11 protein-coding genes are annotated in these 22,502 nt (G+C 66.9%); 10 read left to right on the top strand and 1 reads right to left on the bottom strand.

From position 1 onward, the window contains the following. Positions 1-87: 87 nt before the first annotated feature. The 7 genes from putA (at position 88) to CAL25_RS16210 (ending at position 9,610) form a co-directional block, all read left to right on the top strand. Complete coding sequence (gene putA, locus CAL25_RS16240) at positions 88-3,909, top strand: trifunctional transcriptional regulator/proline dehydrogenase/L-glutamate gamma-semialdehyde dehydrogenase (RefSeq protein ID WP_094801878.1); 3,822 nt, start codon at positions 88-90, stop codon at positions 3,907-3,909. A 370-nt stretch (positions 3,910-4,279) separates the two neighbouring features. Further along, positions 4,280-5,425, top strand: coding sequence for a branched-chain amino acid ABC transporter substrate-binding protein (locus CAL25_RS16235; protein ID WP_094801876.1), 1,146 nt, complete (start codon positions 4,280-4,282; stop codon positions 5,423-5,425). Between the two features lie 247 nt (positions 5,426-5,672). Next, positions 5,673-6,602 carry a branched-chain amino acid ABC transporter permease gene (locus CAL25_RS16230; RefSeq protein WP_094801874.1) on the top strand — a complete coding sequence of 310 codons (930 nt, stop codon included), beginning with the start codon at positions 5,673-5,675 and terminating at the stop codon, positions 6,600-6,602. Further along, positions 6,599-7,693, top strand: coding sequence for an ABC transporter permease subunit (locus CAL25_RS16225; RefSeq protein WP_094801872.1), 1,095 nt, complete (start codon positions 6,599-6,601; stop codon positions 7,691-7,693). Before CAL25_RS16230 ends, CAL25_RS16225 begins: the two co-directional genes overlap by 4 nt. Beyond that, positions 7,690-8,493: an ABC transporter ATP-binding protein gene (locus CAL25_RS16220; protein ID WP_094801870.1), complete on the top strand. Its 804-nt coding sequence runs from the start codon at positions 7,690-7,692 to the stop codon at positions 8,491-8,493. Before CAL25_RS16225 ends, CAL25_RS16220 begins: the two co-directional genes overlap by 4 nt. Further along, complete coding sequence (locus CAL25_RS16215; RefSeq protein ID WP_094801868.1) at positions 8,490-9,227, top strand: ABC transporter ATP-binding protein; 738 nt, start codon at positions 8,490-8,492, stop codon at positions 9,225-9,227. The genes CAL25_RS16220 and CAL25_RS16215 overlap by 4 nt, the downstream gene beginning before the upstream one ends. Before the next feature lie 164 nt (positions 9,228-9,391). Further along, the gene (locus CAL25_RS16210) at positions 9,392-9,610 is read left to right on the top strand and encodes a hypothetical protein (RefSeq protein WP_094801866.1); all 219 of its coding nucleotides are present in this window, start codon (positions 9,392-9,394) and stop codon (positions 9,608-9,610) included. A gap of 150 nt (positions 9,611-9,760) precedes the next feature. Here the strand turns inward: CAL25_RS16210 and CAL25_RS16205 are convergent, their stop codons facing one another. After that, positions 9,761-11,050, bottom strand: a complete 1,290-nt coding sequence (locus tag CAL25_RS16205) for an MFS transporter (RefSeq protein WP_094801864.1) — start codon at positions 11,048-11,050, stop codon at positions 9,761-9,763. A gap of 84 nt (positions 11,051-11,134) precedes the next feature. On the opposite strand from CAL25_RS16205, the gene CAL25_RS16200 reads away from it, so the two are divergent. From CAL25_RS16200 to CAL25_RS16190, 3 genes are all read left to right on the top strand, one after another. Next, on the top strand, positions 11,135-11,848 hold the full coding sequence (locus tag CAL25_RS16200; RefSeq protein ID WP_094801862.1) for a TetR/AcrR family transcriptional regulator: 714 nt from the start codon (positions 11,135-11,137) through the stop codon (positions 11,846-11,848). A gap of 579 nt (positions 11,849-12,427) precedes the next feature. After that, complete coding sequence (locus CAL25_RS16195) at positions 12,428-14,173, top strand: ShlB/FhaC/HecB family hemolysin secretion/activation protein (protein WP_094801860.1); 1,746 nt, start codon at positions 12,428-12,430, stop codon at positions 14,171-14,173. 138 nt (positions 14,174-14,311) lie between these two features. Then, positions 14,312-22,330 (top strand): hemagglutinin repeat-containing protein, encoded by an 8,019-nt coding sequence (locus tag CAL25_RS16190; RefSeq protein ID WP_170948512.1) that lies wholly within the window; start codon positions 14,312-14,314, stop codon positions 22,328-22,330. Positions 22,331-22,502 lie beyond the last annotated feature (172 nt).

Genomic DNA, 22,502 nt, shown 5'->3' with positions numbered 1-22,502 from the left:
CCCCCGATCGTCTGTGGGTTTCACCGGGGCACGCTCGCCATGCCGCCTCGCGCGGCCTTCCCATGCTGTATCAGGAACCCACGATTTATGGCTAGCACGACCCTGGGCGTCAAGGTCGACGACGCGCTGCGGGATCGCCTCAAGGCGGCCGCACAAAAGCTGAACTGCACACCCCATTGGCTGCACAAGCAGGCCATCGTCTCCTATCTCGACAAGATCGAACGCGGCCAATTGCCGCCCGAGATGGCGCATCTGGGCCGTGAAGACGGCGGTGTGGATGACCTCGACGACACGCCGGTCGTGAATCACCCGCCGTTCTATGATTTCGGCCAGGACGTGCAGCCGCAGTCGGTCCTTCGCGCCGCGATCACGGCTGCCTACCGCCGCCCCGAATCCGAATGCGTGCCGCTGCTGCTGGGGCAGGCCCGCATGCCGCAGCTCGAAAAGACGCATGCGATGGCGGCCAAGCTGGTGCAGGCGCTGCGCGCCAAGCGCACCGGTGGCGGTGTCGAAGGGCTGATCCAGGAGTTTTCGCTGTCGAGCCAGGAGGGCGTGGCCCTGATGTGTCTGGCCGAAGCGCTGTTGCGCATCCCCGATCGCGCCACGCGCGACGCGCTCATCCGCGACAAGGTCGCCCGCGGCGACTGGAAGTCGCACATGGGCGGTTCGCAGTCGCTGTTCGTCAATGCCGCCACCTGGGGCCTGATGATCACCGGCAAGCTGGTGTCCGTGAGCAGCGAACAATCGCTGTCGCGCGCGCTCACGCGCCTGATCGGCAAGGGGGGCGAGCCCCTGGTGCGCAAGGGCGTCAACATCGCCATGCGCATGATGGGCGAGCAGTTCGTGTCGGGCCAGACGATCTCCGAGGCGCTGGCCAACAACCGCAAGCTGGAGTCGCGCGGCTTCCGTTATTCCTACGACATGCTGGGCGAGGCCGCCACCACGGCCGAAGACGCCGAGCGCTACTACGCCTCGTACGAACAGGCCATCCACGCCATTGGCAAGGCCGCGGCCGGCCGCGGCATCTACGAAGGCCCGGGCATCTCGATCAAGCTGTCGGCGCTGCATCCGCGCTACTCGCGTGCCCAGCGCGAGCGCGTGATGGCCGAGCTGCTGCCGCGCGTGCGCGCGCTCACGATCCTCGCCCGCCAATACGACATCGGCCTGAACATCGATGCCGAAGAAGCCGACCGCCTGGAAATCTCGCTCGACCTGCTCGAAGCGCTGTGCTTCACGCCCGAACTCGACGGCTGGAACGGCATCGGCTTCGTGATCCAGGCCTATCAGAAGCGTGCGCCTTTCGTGATCGATTACGTGATCGATCTCGCGCGCCGCAGCGGCCACCGCGTGATGGTGCGCCTGGTCAAGGGCGCCTACTGGGACAGCGAAATCAAACGTGCCCAGGTCGACGGCCTCGAGGGCTACCCCGTCTATACGCGCAAGGTCTATACCGACGTGGCCTACTTGGCCTGCGCGCGCAAGCTGCTCGGCGCGCCCGAGGCGGTCTACCCGCAGTTCGCCACGCACAATGCCTACTCGCTCGCGGCCATCTATCACCTGGCCGGGCAAAACTATTACCCCGGCCAATACGAGTTCCAATGCCTGCACGGCATGGGCGAACCGCTGTACGACGAAGTGGTCGGCCCCGTGGCCCAGGGCAAGCTCAATCGCCCCTGCCGCATCTACGCCCCGGTGGGCACGCACGAAACGCTGCTCGCCTATCTGGTGCGCCGCCTGCTCGAAAACGGCGCCAACACCTCGTTCGTGAACCTCATCGGCGACGAGACCATTCCGGTCGAGCAGCTGGTCGCCGATCCGGTCGAAGCCGCGTCGCGCGTGGTGCCGCTGGGCGCGCCGCACGAGAAGATCCCGCTGCCGCGCGACCTGTATGGCAACACCAGCGAAGGGGTGCGCGCCAACTCCGCCGGTCTGGATCTGAGCAACGAACATCGTCTGGGATCGCTGTCGGCCGCACTGCAGACCAGCGCCGCCATGCCGTGGCGCGCCGCGCCGATGCTGGGCGAGGGCGATCCGCTCTGGGACGATGCCCGCGCCATCGACGTACTCAATCCGGCCAATCAGCGGGACGTGGTCGGCCGGGTGATGGAAGCCAACGAAGTCGAGGCCGACATCGCGCTGCGCGGCGCGGCCAACGTCGCCCCGATCTGGCAATCCACGCCGGTCGCCGAACGCGCGCAATGCCTGCGCCGCGCGGCGCAGATGCTCGAAGAGCAGATGCAGAATCTGCTCGGCCTGATCGTGCGCGAGGCCGGCAAGTCGTTGCCCAACGCGATTGCCGAGGTGCGCGAGGCGGTCGACTTCCTGCGTTATTACGCCGACCAGGCAGAACGCGAGTTCGACAACGACACGCACCGTCCGCTGGGCACCGTGCTGTGCATCAGCCCCTGGAATTTCCCGCTGGCGATCTTCACGGGTCAGGTGGCCGCCGCGCTGGCCGCCGGCAACACCGTGCTGGCCAAGCCGGCCGAGCAGACGCCGCTGATCGCGGCCCAGGCCGTGGCCATCCTGCGCGCCGCCGGCGTGCCGGCGGGCGCGGTGCAACTGCTGCCGGGGCGTGGCGAGACCATCGGCGCGCGCCTGGTGGGCGCCGCCGCCGTGCGCGGCGTGATGTTCACCGGTTCGACCGAGGTGGCGCGCATCATCGCCCGCAGCCTGGCCGAGCGCCTCGACGACGACGGCCACACCATTCCGCTGATCGCCGAGACGGGCGGCCAGAATGCGATGGTGGTCGACTCGTCGGCCCTGTCGGAACAGGTGGTGTTCGACGTGCTGAGCTCGGCGTTCGATTCGGCAGGCCAGCGCTGCTCGGCGCTGCGTGTGCTGTGCGTGCAGGAAGACAACGCCGATCACGTTCTCACCATGCTGCGCGGCGCGATGCGCGAGCTGCGCGTGGGTAACCCCGATCGCCTCTCTACCGACGTGGGTCCGGTGATCGACGGCGAAGCCCAACACAACATCCTCAACCACATCGACACGCTGCGCGCGGCCGGCCATCGCGTCGACCAGGTCGAGCTGGCACCGGAATGCCGCGGCGGCACCTTCGTGCCGCCGACGCTGATCGAGATCCAGGACATCGGCGAACTCAAGCGCGAAGTGTTCGGCCCCGTGCTGCATGTGGTGCGCTACGCGCGAGGCGACCTCGACCGCGTGCTGGAGCAGATCAACGGCACCGGCTACGGCCTCACCTTCGGCGTGCACACGCGGATCGACGAAACCGTGGCGCACGTGACCGAGGCCGTCCAGGCCGGCAACCTCTACGTCAACCGCAATATCGTGGGTGCGGTGGTGGGCGTGCAGCCCTTCGGCGGTGAAAACCTCTCCGGCACCGGTCCGAAGGCGGGCGGTCCGCTGTACATGTACCGTCTGCTGTCGGTGCGTCCGCAAGGCCTGCCGCCGGCGCTCAAGGGTGCCACCAGCATGCCGGTCGCGCTGGCGCTGCCCGGCCCTACGGGCGAAACCAACACCTATATGGTCGAGCCGCGCGGCGCGGTCTATTGCGTGGCGGCGACGGATGCCGGTGCCCGCGCGCAATGGGCGGTGGCGCGCGCCACCGGCAACCAGGCCTGGTTCGCCGACACGCCGGCCGCGCAGGCGCTGCTGGCCGGTCTCGATGCCGAGGCACGCGAGCAGGCCGCCATCCTGGATGACGCCGAGGTCGACGAGGCGCAGTATCAGGCCGTATTGTTCGAGGGTGATGGCGACACGCTGCGGGCGCTCAACCAGCGCGTGGCGCGTCGTGCCGGCCCGCTGGTGGCGGTGCATGGACTGTCGTCGGACGCGCTTGCCGCCGGCGCCAGCTACGCGCCCGAGCGCCTGCTGTGCGAGCGCTCGTTGAGCGTGAATACGGCCGCCGCCGGGGGCAATGCCAGCCTCATGACCATCGGTTGAGGAAGAAAGAATAGGGGGCGATTCGAGCTAGGGCTAACCCGATGTACAACCTCGGGTTATCTCCAATACCAGCCCGGGTTGCACCCGTTCACAATCCGCTCCCACCGGGATATACAGCAGTCAGATTGCAGTTGCTTTACCGTCGTTTCCGGTCGTTTTCCTGCAGTGCCCGGTGCCTGTTGCAAGGCGCCGGCTTGTCGGACCCCGAACCCGGGGTGCCACAAGACCTGCCCCGTGCAGCGCCTGCGGCCTCTGGCTCCTTCGAGAGCGCAGTCCCAGGCCAGCCCGGCGGCAGAAAAACCGGCTTCGGGCCACAAGCCCGGATATAAAACAAAGCAAGGCATTTCGTGCGACCTATCGGGAGGAAACCATGACGTTGCGCACCCCCATCAAACTGCTGGCCGCGGGCATTGCCGCCGCCTGCGTGGCAGGCGCCGCCCAGGCTGCCGACATCAAGTTCGGCTTCGCGGCGCCCCTGACCGGCCCGCAATCGCACTACGGCGAAGACATGCAGAACGGCCTGAACCTGGCGCTCGAAGAAGCGAACCAGAAGGGCATCAAGATCGATGGCAAGCCGGCCAAGTTCGTGCTGGTGTCCCGCGATGACCAGGCCGACCCGCGCGTTGCCGTGCAGGTGGCTCAGCAGCTCGTCGACCAGGACGTCAACGGCATCCTCGGCCACTTCAACTCCGGCACCACGATCCCGGCGTCGCGCGTCTACCACGACGCCGGCCTGCCGCAGATCGCCATGGCCACGTCGCCCGAGTACACCAAGCAAGGCTACGAGACCACGTTCCGCATGATGACCAGCGACACCCAGCAGGGCGCCGCCGTGGGCAAGTTCATCGTCGAGAAGCTCAACGCCAAGAAGGTCGCGATCATCGACGATCGCACCGCCTACGGCCAGGGTCTGTCCGACGAAGTCGAGAAGGCCGTCAAGGCTGCCGGTGGCCAGATCGTGCGCCGCGAGTACACCACCGACAAGGCCAACGACTTCACGTCGATCCTGACCAACATCAAGGGCAGCGCGCCCGACGCCATCTTCTTCGGCGGCCTCGACGCGCAGTCCGGCCCGATGAAGCGCCAGATCGCGACGCTGGGCATCAAGGCACCGCTGGTCTCGGGCGAAATGACCCGCAGCGACACCTTCATCAAGCTGGCAGGCGACGCCGCCGACGGCACCTACGCCTCGCTGGCCGGTGTGCCGCTCGACAAGATGACCGCGGGCAAGGACTTCGCCCAACGTTACGAAGCCCGCTTCAAGAAGGCCCCCGGCGTGTACGCGCCCTACGCCTACGACGGCGCCTGGAACATGATCGCGGCGATCGAGAAGGCCAACTCGGCCGATCCCTCGAAGTACCTGTCGTCGCTGGCCAAGCTCGAGCGCAAGGGCGCCACCAGCGAGCACATCTCGTACGACAAGAACGGCGACCTGAAAGAAATCTCGGTCACGATCTATCAAGTCAAGAACGGCAAGTGGGAGATGGTCGAAACGATGGTCAGCCAGGCCAACTGAGCCGACCGACCCCGGCACCTGCCTGGCGCCTGACGGCCCGGCATGTGCCGTGTCCACGCGGCGAAGCGCACCGCGCTTCGTCCGCCGACCGTGCCGCGGCCGGCGGCCGTCCGTACCGCCCCGACACCGTGTCGCCGCGGCGGACCGGCCTCCGCGCCGCCTGCCATAACGGCGCCGACCCCTCACCGGGCGCGCACCGGTGCAGACCGCACGGCGGCCTGTTACCCGGCTCCTTTTCGAAGCCCGTATGGATATCTTCACTCAACAACTGATTAATGGCCTCACGCTGGGCAGCGTGTATGCGCTCGTCGCGTTGGGCTACACCATGGTGTACGGCATCATCGGTCTGATCAACTTCGCCCATGGCGATGTGGTCATGATCGGCGCGATGACCGCCACCATGATCGCCGCCGCCATGGTGGGCGCCGATCCCAACGCCTCGGCCTTCATGGTGCTCGGCGTGGGCATGCTGGTCGCCGTGCCGCTGTGCATGGCGGTGGGCTGGACCGCCGAGCGCGTGGCCTACCGGCCGCTGCGCCGCGCGCCCCGCCTGGCCGCGCTCATCACCGCCATCGGCGTGTCCATCATTCTGCAGAACGTCGCGATGATGGTGTGGGGGCGCAACTATCTCAACTTCCCGCAGGTGCTGCAGCCCGACGTGCTGAACATCTTCGGCGCCCGCATGAGCACGCTGCAGATCGCCATCGTGGTGATCGCCGCCGCGATCATGGGCGCGCTGCTGGTGGTCGTGCACAAGACCCGCCTGGGCACCGCGATGCGCGCCACCGCGCAGAATCGCGAAGTGGCCGGACTGATGGGCGTGAACATCAACACCGTGATTTCCGCGGCCTTCCTGATCGGCTCGGCGCTCGCCGCCGTGGCCGGCATGATGATCACCACCTACTACGGCGTGTCGCAGTACACGATGGGCTTCATGCTCGGGCTGAAGGCCTTCACGGCCGCCGTGCTGGGCGGCATCGGCAATCTGGTCGGCGCCATGGCGGGCGGCCTGCTGCTGGGCATCATCGAAGCGCTGGGCTCGGGCTATATCGGTGACCTCACCGGCGGCTTCCTGGGCAGCCACTACCAGGACGTGTTCGCGTTCGTCGTGCTGGTGCTGGTGCTGATCTTCCGTCCGTCGGGCTTGCTCGGCGAACGGGTGGGGGACCGCGCATGAGCACGCTGCCTTCCAACCGCTCGGGTATCAACACCCGCCAGCTCGCCGCCATCACGCTGATCGGCGTGGTGCTGGCCGTGCTGCCCTTCGTGATCGGCATGGCCGGCCAGAGCTGGGTGCGCATCATGAACTTCGCGCTGCTCTACGTGATGCTGGCGCTGGGCCTGAACATCGTGGTGGGCTTCGCCGGCCTGCTCGATCTCGGCTATATCGCGTTCTACGCGGTCGGCGCCTATGTGTGGGCCTTGCTCGCCTCGCCGCACTTCGGCCTGCACCTGCCGTTCTGGGCCATCCTGCCGATCAGCCTGGCACTGGCGTGCGTCTTCGGCGTGCTGCTTGGGGCGCCCACGCTGAAGTTACGGGGCGACTACCTCGCCATCGTGACGCTGGGCTTCGGCGAGATCATCCGGATCTTCCTCAATAACCTGAACGCGCCGATCAACATCACCAACGGGCCGCAGGGCGTGAACCGCATCGATCCGTTCCGGGTGGGCGACTTCGCCTTCAATCGCACCGAAACGCTGATGGGCATCCGCTTCACGGGGCCCGAGAAGTACTACTACCTGCTGGTGGGACTCACGCTGCTGATCATCCTGGTGTGCGCGCGACTGCAGAATTCGCGCATCGGCCGCGCCTGGGAAGCGATCCGCGAAGACGAAATCGCCGCCAAGGCCATGGGCATCAACACGCGCAACATCAAGTTGCTGGCCTTCGCGATGGGCGCGTCGTTCGGCGGCGTGGCGGGCGCGATGTTCGCGGCCATGCAGGGCTTCGTCAGCCCCGAGAGCTTCAGCCTCACCGAATCGATTTCGATCCTGTGCATGGTGGTGCTGGGCGGTATGGGCAACATCCCGGGCGTGATCCTGGGCGCCATCATCCTGGCCGCATTGCCCGAGTTCCTGCGCGCGGTCGTCGAGCCGGTGCAGCACATGCTGTTCGGCGCCGTGGTCCTCGACCCCGAAGGCATCCGTATGCTGCTGTTCGGCCTGGCCATGGTCTGCGTGATGCTGTTCCGCCCGGCCGGCCTGTGGCCCTCGGCGGTGCGCAAGCGCGAGCTGGCGGGCAACCGCCAGCAGGGAGGTGCGGCATGAGCGTGATCCTCAAGGCCGAAGGACTCGGCAAACGCTTTGGCGGCCTGCGCGCGCTCACCGACGTGAGCTTCGATATCGAAGAGGGCGAGATCTACGGCCTCATCGGACCGAACGGCGCGGGCAAGACCACGCTGTTCAACGTGCTGACCGGGCTGTATATCCCCGAAGACGGCAAGTGCACGTTCAACGGCATTTCGCTGGTGGGCACCAAGCCGCATGAAGTCGCGGCCGCGGGGCTGGCCCGCACCTTCCAGAACATCCGCCTGTTCGCGAACCTGAGCGCGATCGAAAACGTCATGATCGGGCGTCACGTGCGCACCCGCGCCGGCGTGTTCGGCGCGGTGTTGCGCACGCCGGCACAGCGCGCCGAAGAGGCCGCCATCGAGCGCCGGGCGCATGATCTGCTCGAGTACGTCGGCATCGGCCATCGCGCCAACGACGTCGCACGCGCGCTGTCGTATGGCGATCAGCGACGCCTGGAGATCGCGCGGGCGCTCGCCACCGATCCCAAGCTGCTCGCGCTCGACGAGCCGGCGGCGGGTATGAACGCTTCCGAGACCGTGGTGCTGCGCCAGCTGATCGAGAAGATCCGCGCCGACGGCATCACCGTGCTGCTGATCGAGCACGACATGAAGCTCGTGATGGGCCTGTGCGACCGTGTACTCGTGCTCGAGTACGGCAAGGTGCTGTCGATGGGCAAGCCCGCGCAGGTGCAGCGTGACCCCAAGGTCATCGAAGCCTATCTCGGCGCCGGTGCGGCCACCGATCCGCTGTTGCATCATTCGGAGGAGCCGGCATGAGCACTGCACAACCCTTACTGGCGCTGCGCCAGCTCGAAGTCGCCTACGGCGGCATCCGTGCCGTGCGCGGCATCGACCTGCATGTGAACGAAGGCGAACTGGTGTGCCTGATCGGTGCCAACGGCGCCGGCAAGAGCACCACGCTGCGCGCGATCACCGGCCTCGTGCCCACCGCGGGCGGCGTGGTCGAATACAACGGCCAGTCCATCGCGGGCAAGCGCTCCTACGAACTCGTGCGCCAGGGGCTCGTCATGGTGCCGGAAGGCCGGGGCATCTTCGGCCAGCTCACCATCGAAGAGAACCTCGCCATGGGCGCCTATACCCGGCGCGACGCGGCGCAGATCCGGCAGGACACCGAACGCGTGTTCACGCTGTTTCCGCGTCTGGCCGAGCGGCGCAAGCAGGCCGCCGGCACGCTGTCGGGCGGCGAGCAGCAAATGGTGGCCATGGGTCGCGCCATGATCGCGCGTCCCAAGCTGTTGTTGCTCGACGAGCCCTCGATGGGCCTGGCCCCGTTGATGGTCGAGAAAGTCTTCGAGGTGGTGCGCACCATCGCCAACGAAGGCGTCACGATTCTGCTGATCGAGCAGAATGCGCGTCTGGCGCTGGAGAACAGCCATCGCGGTTACGTGATGGAATCGGGCGAGATCATCCTGGCGGGCCCCGCCCGCGAGATGCTCGACGACCCGAAGGTGCGCGCGGCCTATCTCGGCGAGGTCGAAGCCGAGGCCTGAGCGGCTGCGCTCGGGTGCCGCCACGCAAGCCTCCAAGCCCCGGTAAGCCGGGGCTTGTCGTTTGTGCGGTTCGAGCGGGGCCCGTCCGCCCGGTGTTACGGCGCGGTCGCGGCACGGCGCATGCTGATAGGGGGGTTGTCCCCGTCCGCCCAAAGGAGAGCAGCATGAAGACCCAGATCCAGTTCAAGAAGACCGACGGCAGCGAAGGCGTGGCGCTCGTCAGTGGCGATGCCACCGACGTGGTGCAGGCCAAGAGCGCGCTCGCCGATCAGCTGGCGCGTCCGCCCGAGGCCGAGGGCGGTCAGGAGGCCAGCGCCGACGAGCGTCTGCGCAAGGCGGGCATCGACCCCGCTTCGGTCAAAGGCACGCACATCGCCGAGTAGGCGTTGCGCATCGAGGTCAGCGACACGAGACCTCGACCGGCGCGGCGCAAGCCCGGCGATGCAAACCGCCCCCCGGCGCATTGGGAAGTAACCCATGCGCCGGGGGGCGGTTCGTTTGTGCTGCGCGCTTGATGCGCCTGGCGCCGGCCGTCAGGCCGGCTGCGCGGCCGCCGTGGCCGGGCGGCGGGCGATCATCAGGGCAATCACGGCGGCGATCAGGCCGGTGGCGCCCGCGATCACGAAGGCCCACTGGTAGCTGCCCGTGGATTCGCGCACGTAGCCGCCCATCCAGGCGGCGCTGGCCGCGCCGAGCTGGTGGCCCGCCACGATCCAGCCGAACACGATCGGCGCGTCGCGTTCGCCGAACGCCTCGGTGGTCAGGCGCAGCGTCGGCGGCACCGTCGCGATCCAGTCCAGCCCGAAGAAGATCGCGAAGATCGACAGGCTGTAGAACGAGAAATCGGAGTAGGGCAGATACATCAACGACAGCCCGCGCAGGCCGTAATACATGAAGAGCAGACGGCGTGGGTCGTAGCGATCGGTGAGCCAGCCGGAAGCCGTGGTGCCGACGAGATCGAAGATGCCCATCAAGGCCAGGAGGCCCGCAGCCTGGATCTCGGCGATGCCGTGGTCGCCGCACATGGCGATCAGGTGCGTGCCCACGAGGCCGTTGGTGGTGAAGCCGCACACGAAGAACGTGGCGAACAGATACCAGAACGTGCGCGTGACGGAGGCCCGGCGCAGGGCCCCGAACGTCGCGGCCAGCAGACCGGTGCGCGGCGCGGAGGAGGGCGGCGGCGCGTCGGGCGCGCTGCCATAGGGGCGCAGGCCGACGTCGGCCGGCCGGTCCGGCACCAGCCAGATCGCGAACGGCACCAGCACCGCGGCGCCGGCCGCCACGGCCCAGACCACGCGCGTCCAATCGCCCGACGAGGCGAGCGCGGCCAGAATGGGCAGAAACAGCAGGTTGCCGGTCGCGGTGCTCGCGGTCAGCAGGCCCATCATCAGTCCACGACGGGTGGCGAACCAGCGATTGACGATCGTGGCGCCGAGCACGACGGCGACCGCGCCCGAGGCGATTCCCGAAAATACGCCCCAGGTCAGCAACAGCTGCCAGGACTCGGTCATGAACGCGCTGGCCGCGCTCGAGGCCGACATCAGAATGAGCGCGCCGATCAACACCCGGCGCAGGCCGAAGTGCTCCATCGCGGCCGCCGCGAACGGCCCGGTCAGGCCGTACAGAAAGATGCCGACGGCCGCCGCGAACGAAATCGTGGCGCGGCTCCAGCCGAAGTTTTCTTCGAGCGGCACGATCAGCACGCTGGGCGTGGAGCGCAGCCCGGCCGAGATCAGCAGGGCGAAGAAAATCACCGCCACGACCACGAAAGCGTACTTCTGGCCGTAGCGGCGGAATGGGGCAGGAGGCTGGGCTATACTCATGTTACTGACCGGTACGTAATCAGGAACTCGAATCGTACGTACCGGTCAGTAACATCGTCAAGCGTTTTTTCTGGAGGAGACACGATGGCTTCCAAGACGACGGATTCCCCTTCCGCGGCTCCCCGCGCGACGGAAGCGGGGCAGGCAAGCCAGGCCGGGCCGCGTCAGGCCGGGCCGCGCCAGGCCGGGCCGCGTGAGGCCGCGCCGCGGCAGGCCGGCCCGCAACCCGCCACGCCGCGCCTGGCCGCCGACCGTATCCGCGAAACCGCGCGCCGCATGTTCTATCGCGACGGCATCCGTGCCGTGGGCGTCGATGCCATCGTGAACGAGGCGGGCGTCACCAAGCCCAGCCTCTACCGGGCGTTTTCCTCCAAGGACGAGCTCGCCGCCTCCTACCTGCGCGACTACGAACAGGAGTTCTGGGCGCGCTTCGACGCCGGCCTCGACACCCATCCCGATGATCCCCGCGAGCAGGTGCTGGCCTACTTTCGCGTGTTGTCCCAGCGCGCCACCGAGCTGCCGAACTACCGGGGCTGCGGTCTGAGCAATGCCTGCGTGGAGTATCCCGAGCCCGACCATCCGGCGCGGGAAGTTGCGGTCGCGCACAAACATGTATTGCGTGACCGCATGGTCGAACTCGCCCGGGCCATGGGCGCGCAGGATCCCGACGAACTGGGCAACGGTCTGCTGCTCATGCTCGAAGGCGCCTTCTTGACCGGCCAGATGTTCGGCGAAGACGGCCCGCCCAAGTACCTCGTCGCCGCGGCCGAGCGACTGATCGACGCCAGCCTGCGCTGAGCCGCGGGCCACGCCAGGCCGCGGGGCACCGGCATCGTTGCCTCCGCTGCCTGCGCTTCACCCCTTCCTCTCTTTCCCTGAGCCGACCCCTCGGGTTCCGCCAACCGGCGGCCCGGGCGCGTCGGTGCGCGCCTGCGCGCGGCATCCCTAAAAACTGCATGCAATTCGAGCGGCGGCTCGCGTTGTCCTGAAAGGCCAAGGCGCGACGCCTCCGCTGACGGCGGCGACCCGCGCCGCGTCCTCAGCGCCCGGGCGCGGCCCTTTCACGAATTGCATGCACTTGGCGCACACGCTCGCGCCATCCCTCGCACCACACGTGCTTTTCAATCAACAGCCGACCATGCGCGCTTCGCAACGAAGTGCATGCACTTCATATCGCCTGCCTCGTGTCGGGAGCCGACGTGGCATGCGCTACGCCGTTGCGCGGCCGCAAAAGGTGGACGGCGACGTCCGTCCGAAATCTCGGGTGGGCAGAAAGATCGGATGTGACTGCACCGACACTGAACAGGCAGGTTTCGCGTCGGGGTAGCGCAAGCTGCCGCCGGCGATGGGCCCGCAACAACCAGCTAGAGCAGAAACGTGGCCGATCGACACACACAGGCGGGACCCAGCAAGACTCGACTTCACCTGGCAGCCGGGATCGTGGCGCTCGGTGCGCTCAGCGCGGCGGGCTTCGCCCACGCCCAGTCGCAGCCCTTGCCGCCCGAGGCCGCGCCCCGGCACGAGATCGAACGGCGCCAGCAGCAGGAGATCGAGGCGCAGCGCGAGCGGGCGCAACACCGGCCCGACGTGCTGGCCCCCGAAGCGGCACCGGACGCGTCGGGCGACCTGCGCCTGCCCACCGAGGATCCGTGCTTCCTGATCGCACGCGTTCAGTGGGAGGCCCCCGCGCCGCCCGCGGGCTTGCGGCGCGCCGCCGAAGCGGTGCAAGGGCGTTGCGTCGGCGTCCAGGGCCTGCAGCAATTCCAGAAGTACCTCGGCGAGCTGCTCATCGACGCGGGCTTGATCACGACGCGGGTGCTCGTACCCGAACAGTCGCTGGCCGACGGCACGCTGACCCTGCGTTATATGGCCGGCAGGATCGGCGTCATACGCGACGAGGCCACGCCGGGCTGGTGGCGCACCGCCTTACCCACCGGCCCCGGTGGCGCGGTGAATCAGCGCGATCTCGATCAGGCCCTCGAAAACATCCGCCGCCTGGCCGGCCAGGGCGATGCGTCCATCGACCTCGTGCCCGGCACGGAGCTCGGTGAGTCCGACCTGCAAATCAAGCCCGGCACCGGCAAGCGCTGGCACGCCAACGTCGGCGCCGATAACGCGGGCATGAATACCACGGGCAAGAACCAGATCAACGCGGGCCTCACGCTCGATTCCCCCTTGTTCCTCTACGACCAGTTGTCGGCCTCGTGGAACAGCAACGCCGACATGGGCAACGGGCAGGCGGGCGCCCGTGCCGCGTCGGTCAACTACAGCGTGCCGGTGGGTTACTGGAGCGTCTTCGCGGGCGCCAGCCGCTCGCATTATCGCCAGACAGTGGCGGGCTTCGACGAGCCCATCGTGTACGGCGGCACGAGCAAGCAGATCGAGGCGGGCGTGGCCGTCGTGCCGTACCGCGGGGCGGCGTACAAGGGCACGGCCAGCCTCAAGGTGCTGCGCAAGCGCGCCAACAGCACCCTCAACGACATCGATATCGAAGTGCAGCGCCGCGACGTGGCGGGCTACGAGTTCAGCTATGGGCACCGTCATTACGTGGGCCGCGCGGCCCTCGATATCGGCGGGGGCGTGCGCGGCGTGGTGCCCAGCCGGTCGAACAACGTGGGCTATGTCTTGGGCGATCCCGACTGGGACGGCCGCACGCTGATTCTCAGTGGCAACGCCGGGCTGTATCTGCCGTTCACCCTCGCCGGCCAGCAAATGGCATATCAGGGCGTCGCTCAAATCCAGCATGCCAAGACGCCGCTGGTGCCGGCCGATTTCTTCACGATCGGCAATCGCTACGCGGTCCGCGGCTTCGATGGCCAGATGACCCTCGCCGCCGAACACGGCTGGAGCCTGCGCAACGACGTATCCCTCAACCTCGATGGCGCGGGCCTCGGCGGCCAGCAGCTCTACACCGGCCTGGACGTGGGCCGTGTCTCGGGCCCCTCGGCCGAATACCTCGCGAGTCGCACGCTGGTGGGCGCGGTCGCGGGGCTGCGTGGCCGCCTCCCCATGCCCTACGTCACCGCTGCTTACGACCTCTCCGCCGGTTGGCCCTTGAAGAAGCCCGACGTGCTCAAGGCCCAGAGCATGGTGGTGGCCGCCACGTTGACGTTCGAGTTCTGAGGCCCGTTTACCCGTATCGAAGGCAGGTCCTGCACCACCCGGCGGTATCGAAGACAGCACCAGCAGCTTCCGCAAGACCCCGTAATCGAAGAGCAATCTTCATCACCTGACGTACTCATCATGACCAAGTGTCGCGCCTTGATTGCCTGGCTGCTTTTATTCACGCAAGTCTGGACGCCTGCGTTGGCGCAGACCCTGCCGATCCAGGTCGACCCCGGCGCGCCGGGGCAGCGGCCGTTCGTGAGCAAGAGCCAGGGCGTGCCGGTCGTGAACATCGCACCGCCCTCGGCGGGGGGCGTGTCGAACAACCGCTACCTGCAGTTCAACGTGGGGCCGGGTGGCGTGGTGCTCAACAACAGCGGCGGGTCGAGCCAGACGCAGCTCGCGGGCCCGGTAACGGGCAATCCGATGCTGGGCAACCAGCGCGCCACCACCATCCTGAACCAGGTCACGGCCAACAATCCTTCGCGTTTGCAGGGTTTGATCGAAGTGGCCGGCCATCGCGCCAACGTGATCGTGGCAAATCCGGCCGGCCTGACCTGCAACGGCTGCGGTTTCCTGAATGCCAACCGCGCCACGCTCACCACCGGCAAGCCCATCCTCGGGCCCGATGGGGCGTTGCAGTTCGATGTCACGCGTGGCCACATCGGGATCGAAGGGCTGGGCCTGAACGCGAGCAACCTCTCGCGCGTGGACCTGCTGTCGCGCTCGCTGGAACTCAACGCAGGCCTCTGGGCTGGCCATCTCGACGTGGTAACCGGTACGATCCGCGTCGACTACGGTACCGGCGCGTACAGCGTGATCGCGGGCGAGGGCAGTGCACCGGCGTTCGCGCTCGACACCGCGGCGTTGGGCGGCATGTACGCCAACAGTATTCGCCTGGTGGGCACCGAGGCCGGGGTGGGCGTGAACGTGGGCGGCAACCTCACGGCCATGACCGGCGCGCTGGAGCTCGACGTGAACGGCGAGCTGCGCGTGCGTTCCGAGGGGCGCCTGCAGTCTGCGCAGGGCCTCCAGTTGCGGGCGACGACGATCGCCAACGACGGCACCATCGTCGCCGCGCGTGACCTCTCCCTCGTATCCAGCGGCACGCTGACCAACACCGGTGGCGTGAGTGCGGGCAGTGCCCTGACGTTCTCTGCCAACCGTGGCCTGAGCAATACGGGCGCGATGTCGTCGGTGGGTGATACCACCGTGAACGCAAGCGCGTTCAGCAATACAGGCACCATCACGGCAGGCCAGCGCAACGACGGCTCTCTAGGCAACGCGGAGCTGCGCGTCACGTCGGCCCTGGTGCACAACACCGGTACGCTGGTGGCCGGTGGCAATGCGCGGATCACTGCCGACGCGATCACGCTCGATGGCGGCAAGGTCGTGGCGGGCGACCTCCTGTCGCTACAGACCGCCGGAGCCCTCTCGAACCGGGGCGGCACGGCGCATGGCCGCGGCGTCGAGGTCCATGCCGCGACCATCGTTAACCAGGGCGGCGCGCTCACCTCCGATACCGCGCTGAGCCTGCGGACGGGGGCGCTCGACAATCGCTCGGGCACCGTTGCCGCGCGCAGCGCGCTTCGGGTGCAGGCCGAAACCATCGACAACCGTGCCGGCAAGCTGGCCGCCGATGGCGCCCTCACGCTGTCGGGCAGCACGCTGGACAACCGCGACAGGGGCGTGATCGCGGGCGACACCCTCGCCCTCGGGCTGACCCAGTCGATCGATAACCGCGGCGGCGTCTTGCAGGCGCAGGGTGCGCTCGACGCAAACCCGGCCGGGGCGCTCAACAACGCCGCCGGCGAAATCTACGGCAAGAACATCGACGTGAGCGCCGCCACGTTCGACAACACCGGCGGGCGCATCGTCGCGAGCGGCACGCTGGCCGTGCGTGCGCAGGACTTGCTCGACAACAGCCGCGGCACGATGGCGGCTCGCGGTGAGGCCATGCTCGGCGCACAGCGCCTGACCAACACGGGCGGCCTGATTGCCGCCCAAGGCATCACGTTGGCCAACCTAGGCGTGCTGGACAACTCCGGCGGACTGCTGCAGGCCGACGGCACGCTGGGCATCACGGCCGGCAGTGTGCTCAACCGCGATACCGCCCCGGCCAGCGGCGCGTCGCTGGGCATCATCGCCAGACACGTTCAGATCGATGCCACGAGCGTCGACAACCAGCGCGGCCGGATCGGCGCGAGCGAAACGCTCACCGTCAGTACGGGCGCGTTCGATAACACCAGCGGGCTCATCGGCTCGGACGGCACCGCCGGCCTGAACGTTTCGGCCCTGAACAATGTCGCCGGCACGGTGGCCGCGGGCGGCTCGCTCACGCTCAAGACCGGTGCGCTGGACAACACCGGCCGCATCCACGCGGGCGGCGACCTCACCCTCGACGCGACGTCGCTGAGCAACCACGCCACGGGCGAGATCGTGGCGCGCGGCAGCAACGTCTTGAACGTGGCCGGCACGCTCGCGAATGCAGGCCTCATCGACGGCGGCTTCACCCGCATCAGCGCAAACGAAGTGACGAACACCGGCCGCATCTATGGCGACCGGGTGGCCATTCAGACGCCCACGCTCAAGAACGAGCCCAATGCCGTCATCGCGTCGCGCGGCGATCTGGATCTGGGCGTGAACACGCTCATCAATCGCGAGCACGCGCTCATCTATGCCGGCGGCGACATGGGCATCGGCGGCGCGCTCGACGCCAGCCACAGAGCCGCGGGCGAGGCCACGCTCGTATCGAACGATTCGGCCACGATCGAAGTGGCGGGCAACGCCCACATCACCGCCGCGCTACTGCGAAACCGCAACTTGCACTTCGCTAGCGAGACGGTCGAGACGGGCCGGCAATCAAAGTGGTACTACCGCTTCCAAGGTTCCGACGAGATCCACGACGGCACAGGGATGTGGTTCTGCAACATCGTGAAGTCGATCTGCGGACAGACGCCGAGCTTCCTGGGCGAATACCACGAGCGGCGCCTGCTGTTGCCATCGGAGCGCTACCCGCAGTCTCGGTATGGCCCGCCGTTCGACTACAGCAACATTCAGGGCGACGACCTGGGACGTCGTGGCGAGTCGGCACCGATCGGACTGGCTTATACGCCGGCGGGAAGGGGATCGTCGGGCGGCGACGCGGACCTCACGATCACGTGGCCGGCCACGTTCATGTACAAGCCCGACGCCAAGATCTGGGAGGTTTTTGGCATCGAGCGCCCGTCGGGCGTCCGCGAGCCGGTCGGCCTGGACCAGTGCGCCCCAGACTGCGCGGCACTGCAGGCCCAGCAGGCCGCTTACGACCGTGATCTCACGCTCTACGAAGCGCTGAACGCGGAGATCCGCGCGTTCAACAAAGATTTCCTCAACAACCGCATGGTCAAAGACTTCTTCTACTACGAAGTCGTCGAGATCACGCGCGAGACCCGCATCACCTCGAGCGACCCCGGCAAGATCCTGGTCGGTGGCGACGCCCGCCTGGCTGGGCACGTGGTCAACGACATGAGCCAGATCGTGGCGGGGGGCACGCTCGCCGTCACCGGCGGCCAGCTCGACAACATCGGTGCAGCGGGCGAACGCGTCACGCGACTCGTCGGCGAGGCGGTATGGACCTACGACTCCGACGGCCGCAAGCACAGCAAGTCACCGTATGACGCCGTGATCTCGTCCGAGCGCATCGACGTCGGGCTCGGCGTTACCCGACAGAACACGGGCGCGGTGCCCACCAACGCGAGCCCGGGCGCGACGGCGCAGGTGCCTCCCGCGCAAGTCGTGCGCGTCTCGATGCCCGGCGGCCGCAGCATCTCGGTCGTTACCTTGCCGCCGGTGATCCCCACGACCTCGCTCTACCGCGTGATCGGCGCGCCCAACGCGCCTTATCTGGTGGAGACCGACACGCGCTTCATTGGCCAGCGCAGCGTGCTGTCGAGCGACTTCCTGTTCCAGCAACTGAACCAGGACCCCGGCCACGTGCTCAAGCGCCTGGGCGACGGCTTCTACGAACAGAGCCTGGTCGCCGAGCAGATCCGTCTGGGCACGGGCCAACGCTTCGTGGGCGACTACACCGACAACGAATCCCAATACAAAGCCCTGATGCAGGCGGGCGCCGAGTTCGCCAAAAAGTTCGGCCTGACGATCGGCGTCGCGTTGTCCGAAGAGCAGATGAAACATCTGACCTCGGACATCGTATGGATGGTGGAGCAGACCGTCACGCTGCCCGACGGCAGCCGGCAGAAGGTGCTGGCGCCGCAGGTGTATCTGGTGCTCAAGCCCGGCGACCTGAAGGGCGATGGCACCTTGATGGCGGGCCGCGACACGGTGATCGAGGTCAGCGGCAACGTGAACAACAGCGGCACCCTGGGCGCCCGGCAAGCACTCGTGGTCTCCGCCGAGAACATCAACAACACGATCGGCACGGTGCAGGGCAAGACGGTCGACCTCGCCGCGCGCACCGACATCACCAACGTGGCGGGGCTCATCAAGGGCGACGACGTCTCGCTCTCCGCGGGGCGCGACGTGAACCTGCTCGCCACCACCCGCTCGTTCCAGGCCGGTGACGTCCTGCGCGGCATGCGCGGCACCGCGGTCGACGGCGTTGCCCGCATCGACGCGAAGAACCTCGAGGTGCAGGCCGGGCGCGACATCAACGCCCGGACCGCCGTGATCCGTGCCGAGGGCGATGCGCGCCTGCAGGCAGGCAACGACATCAACCTGACGACCACCCAGACGACATACTCCGAGAGCTACTACCGCAAGCCGAGGAACAGCAGCAACCTGAACGTGACGTCGGAGATCGGCTCGCAGTTTTCGGCGGGTGGCGACTTCACGATGATCGCCGGGCGCGACGTGAACGCCCGCGCGGCGGAGGTGTCGGCCGACGGCCGCCTGTCGGTCGGCGCGGGGCGCGACATCAACCTGCAGGCTGGCCAGAAGTCCAGCCACAGCTACGTCGAGACCTATCTCAAGAAGAGAGGGTTCATGTCCAGCCGCAGCCGCCATACGCGCGAGCAGTCGGATTGGACCGAGTCGCTGTCCACCACCTTCACGGGCGACATGCTCGTGATGATGGCCGGACGCGACGTGAACGTGACCGGTTCGAACGCGGGCGCGCAGAACGACATGATCGTCTCCGCCGACCGCAACGTGAACATCGTCACGGCGCAGAACAGCTCGACCGACCTGTACTACGAGAAGACAAAGAAGTCCGGCTTCGGCGCCATGGGCGGCCTGAGCTACGGCAGCAGCCAGACCACGCGCACCGTGGACACGCAGCGGGGCATGAACACCGGCAGCCTGCTGGGCAGCGTCGAAGGCGACGTGTTGATCAATGCGGGCGGCTCGCTGCGGGTCATGGGCAGCGACATCATCGCGCGCCGAGGCGACATATCGCTCGTCGCGAGCGATGTGACGATCGGTGCGGTGTCGAACACCATGCGTCAACGCGAGGTATTCGAGGCCAAGCAGTCGGGGCTCACGGTGACGGCCAGCAGTCCGATCATCGATGCGGCCAAGACGGGCGTACGCATGGCCGAGAAGGCAAAGAAGTCGGGCAACGCCGTGATGGCGACGCTGGCGGGCGGCACCACGGTCCTCGCGGCGAGCAACGCTTATGACGAGATCAAGAGCGCGGAAGCTGCGGCCCGGCAGGCCTCTCTTGCGAGCAGTCCCGCCTCGGCAGGCTCGGGGGCGAACGCCCCGACGGGCTCGCCAAATCCAGACGCCGGCGTGAGCGCGCTCGACAAGGCCGGTGGCGGCAGCATCAAGATCAGCTATGGCAACAGCAAGAGCACCTCCACCACGGAGCGCTCCTCCTCCACGTCGGCCGGCTCCAAGGTGACGGCAGGCAATGACCTGACCATCATCGCTCGCGGCGCGGGCAGCGATTCCGACATCACGGTGACGGGTTCGACCCTGGCCGCCGGGCGCAACGCGGTGCTCAAGGCCGATGGCGACGTCCTGTTGGAGGCCGCGAAGAATCTCTACGAGGAGAAGACCCGCACCAAGAGCTCGGGCGCCAGTCTCGGGATCAGCATTGGCACGGGCCAACAGAACGGCATCGCCTTCGAGGCGGGCATGAACCGGTCCCGCGCCAAGGAGGACGGCAAGGACAACGGCTGGACCAACAGCAGCCTCGTTGCAGGCAACACCCTGGCCATCCAGTCCGGCGGTAACACCACGCTCAGCGGTGCCGCGGGCCGCGCCGACCAGATCATCGCATCGGTCGGCGGCAATCTGCTGATCGAGAGCCTGCAGGACAGCAGCCGGTTCAAGTCTTCGCAATCCAACGCAAGCGTGTCGGTCTCGCTCTGCATTCCGCCTCTTTGCTACGGCACGAGCTCCGGCTCGCTGAGCGTCGGCGCGGGCTACATGAAGAGCAACCTCGACTCGGTGACCAGCCAGGCAGGCCTGTGGGCCGGCGACCGCGGCTTCCAGATCGACGTCAAGGGCAACACCTCGCTCATCGGCGCGGTGATCGGCAGCAGCGAGAAGGCGGTCAACGACAACCTGAACCAGCTCGCCACCGGCACGCTCATCACGAAGGACATCAAGAACAAGGCCGAATACAAGGCAGCGCAGGCGTCTTTGACGCTGAGCCCGTCGATGAGCAAGCCAGGCCTCGGCCCCCCGGCCGTGGCCGGGGCGTACAAGAACGCCACGTCGACCACGGAAAGCGCCATCAGCGGCGGCACCATCCTCATCCGCGATGCCGTCGCACAACGCGACCTGACCGGCATGACCGTGCCGGAGACCATCGCGAAGGTGAATCGCGACACCAGCGACACGCTGAACACGCTCAAGCCGATCTTCGACAAGGAAAAGATCGAGGCGGGCTTGGAGATCGCGCTGGAGCTGCAGAGGCAGGCCGGCACGTTCCTCGCCAATCGCGCAAAAGAAGCCGAGGCAGAACAGACACGGATCGGCAACGAGCTGGCGGAGGAACTGCAGAAGGGCAAGGACGCCGGCAAGATCGCCCGGCTCGCGAAAGAACTCGAAACGGCGAGCAACTGGGCACCGGGCGGCCAATACCGTCTGATCGCGACCGCGATCATGGGGGGAATCTCGGGGAACATCTCGGCCAGTGCGGTCGACATGGTCCGGTCAAGCGCGGCAGCGTATCTGCAGGGGCTTGGGGCTCAGCAGGTGAAGGCGTTCACCGCCAGCCTGGGAGACGACGCAGCCGGGATAGCCGCCAGAGCCGCACTGCACGCCTTGGTGGCATGCGGTGGCGGTTCCGTGACCGGCTCTTGCGGTGCGTCGGCGCTGGGCGCGGCATCGGCCACCGTCGTTGCGGCCTTGTTGGACAAACTCGACAAAGCCAATACCGCGGAAGAGCGGGAACAGCGGATCAATCTGATCACCAGCCTGCTTGCCGGTGTGGCGGGAAGCCTGGGATCCGACCTGTCAGCTTTGGTGGGCAGTGCCCAGCTCGAACTGGAAAACAATAGTCTGGCGCTGAAGATGGGCGCGCGCGGAATTGCCGTGTGCGCCAGATTCCCCGCATGTTTGAGTGGCCTGGCCAAAGTCGGTCTGAAGGAATTTGCCGAGGCGCTGAACTCACCCGCGTTCAAAGCGCTGGTGGCAGCCAAGGTGCTGCAGGGCATGTCCGAAAGCGGCGCCGAAGCGGCCGCGACAGCAGAACTCGTCGCGCTCCTGGCCAGTTCGTCGGCCATGGTAATCGACAAGCCGGCCGGCGCCGGCGCAATCCCCGGCAAACCCTCCGAGCCGCCGAAGACCGATTCGGTGCTGGTTAATCCGGATACGTCGGGGACGGTGGATACCACGACACCGGGTTCACCTGCGCAGCCGGTGGCCACTGGGGAGAGGCTTGAAAATCCGGTAGATAGTGGCGAGCAATACGGCGACGGGACGCTGATAAATCCGATTCCGGACGTTGTAGGTCCTGATCTAATCTATAACGTTAGAAATGCCGACGGCAGTCCGGCTAAAGTAATTCAGACGGGCGGGAGAACTATCAACTCAACGGCTGCGAAAATATTGAACAAGGAATTTGGGAAGAATCTTCACGCGAGAGAGTGGGGGAGGGCTTTGGAGGCGCTAAAAAGAGAATTGCTCCTTGGCAACGATCATCACGGACGTTTGCTCAGTAACGGCGATTATCAGTCGCAAACCGGAGAATGGCTAGGAAATATAGGCGAGGGGATTCACTAACAATTAGCAAATGAAGTTTTCTGGGAGCGAGTAATGCGAATATGCATGTCTGAATTAGAGCGAAGCGAAAGTCTTCCGTCGAAGTACGCAATACAGGATCTTTCCTCGTTGACGGGGAGAGTGCTGAATTCTTGATGTCACTGGGGGGCGTCAATTCGGAGACGTGTCAGAC

Source organism: Bordetella genomosp. 5, from assembly GCF_002261315.1.
In the GTDB taxonomy this organism is placed as follows: domain Bacteria; phylum Pseudomonadota; class Gammaproteobacteria; order Burkholderiales; family Burkholderiaceae_B; genus Bordetella.
The sequence above is the reverse complement of the archived record's forward strand: the minus strand, read 5'-3'. Positions and strand labels throughout refer to the sequence as shown.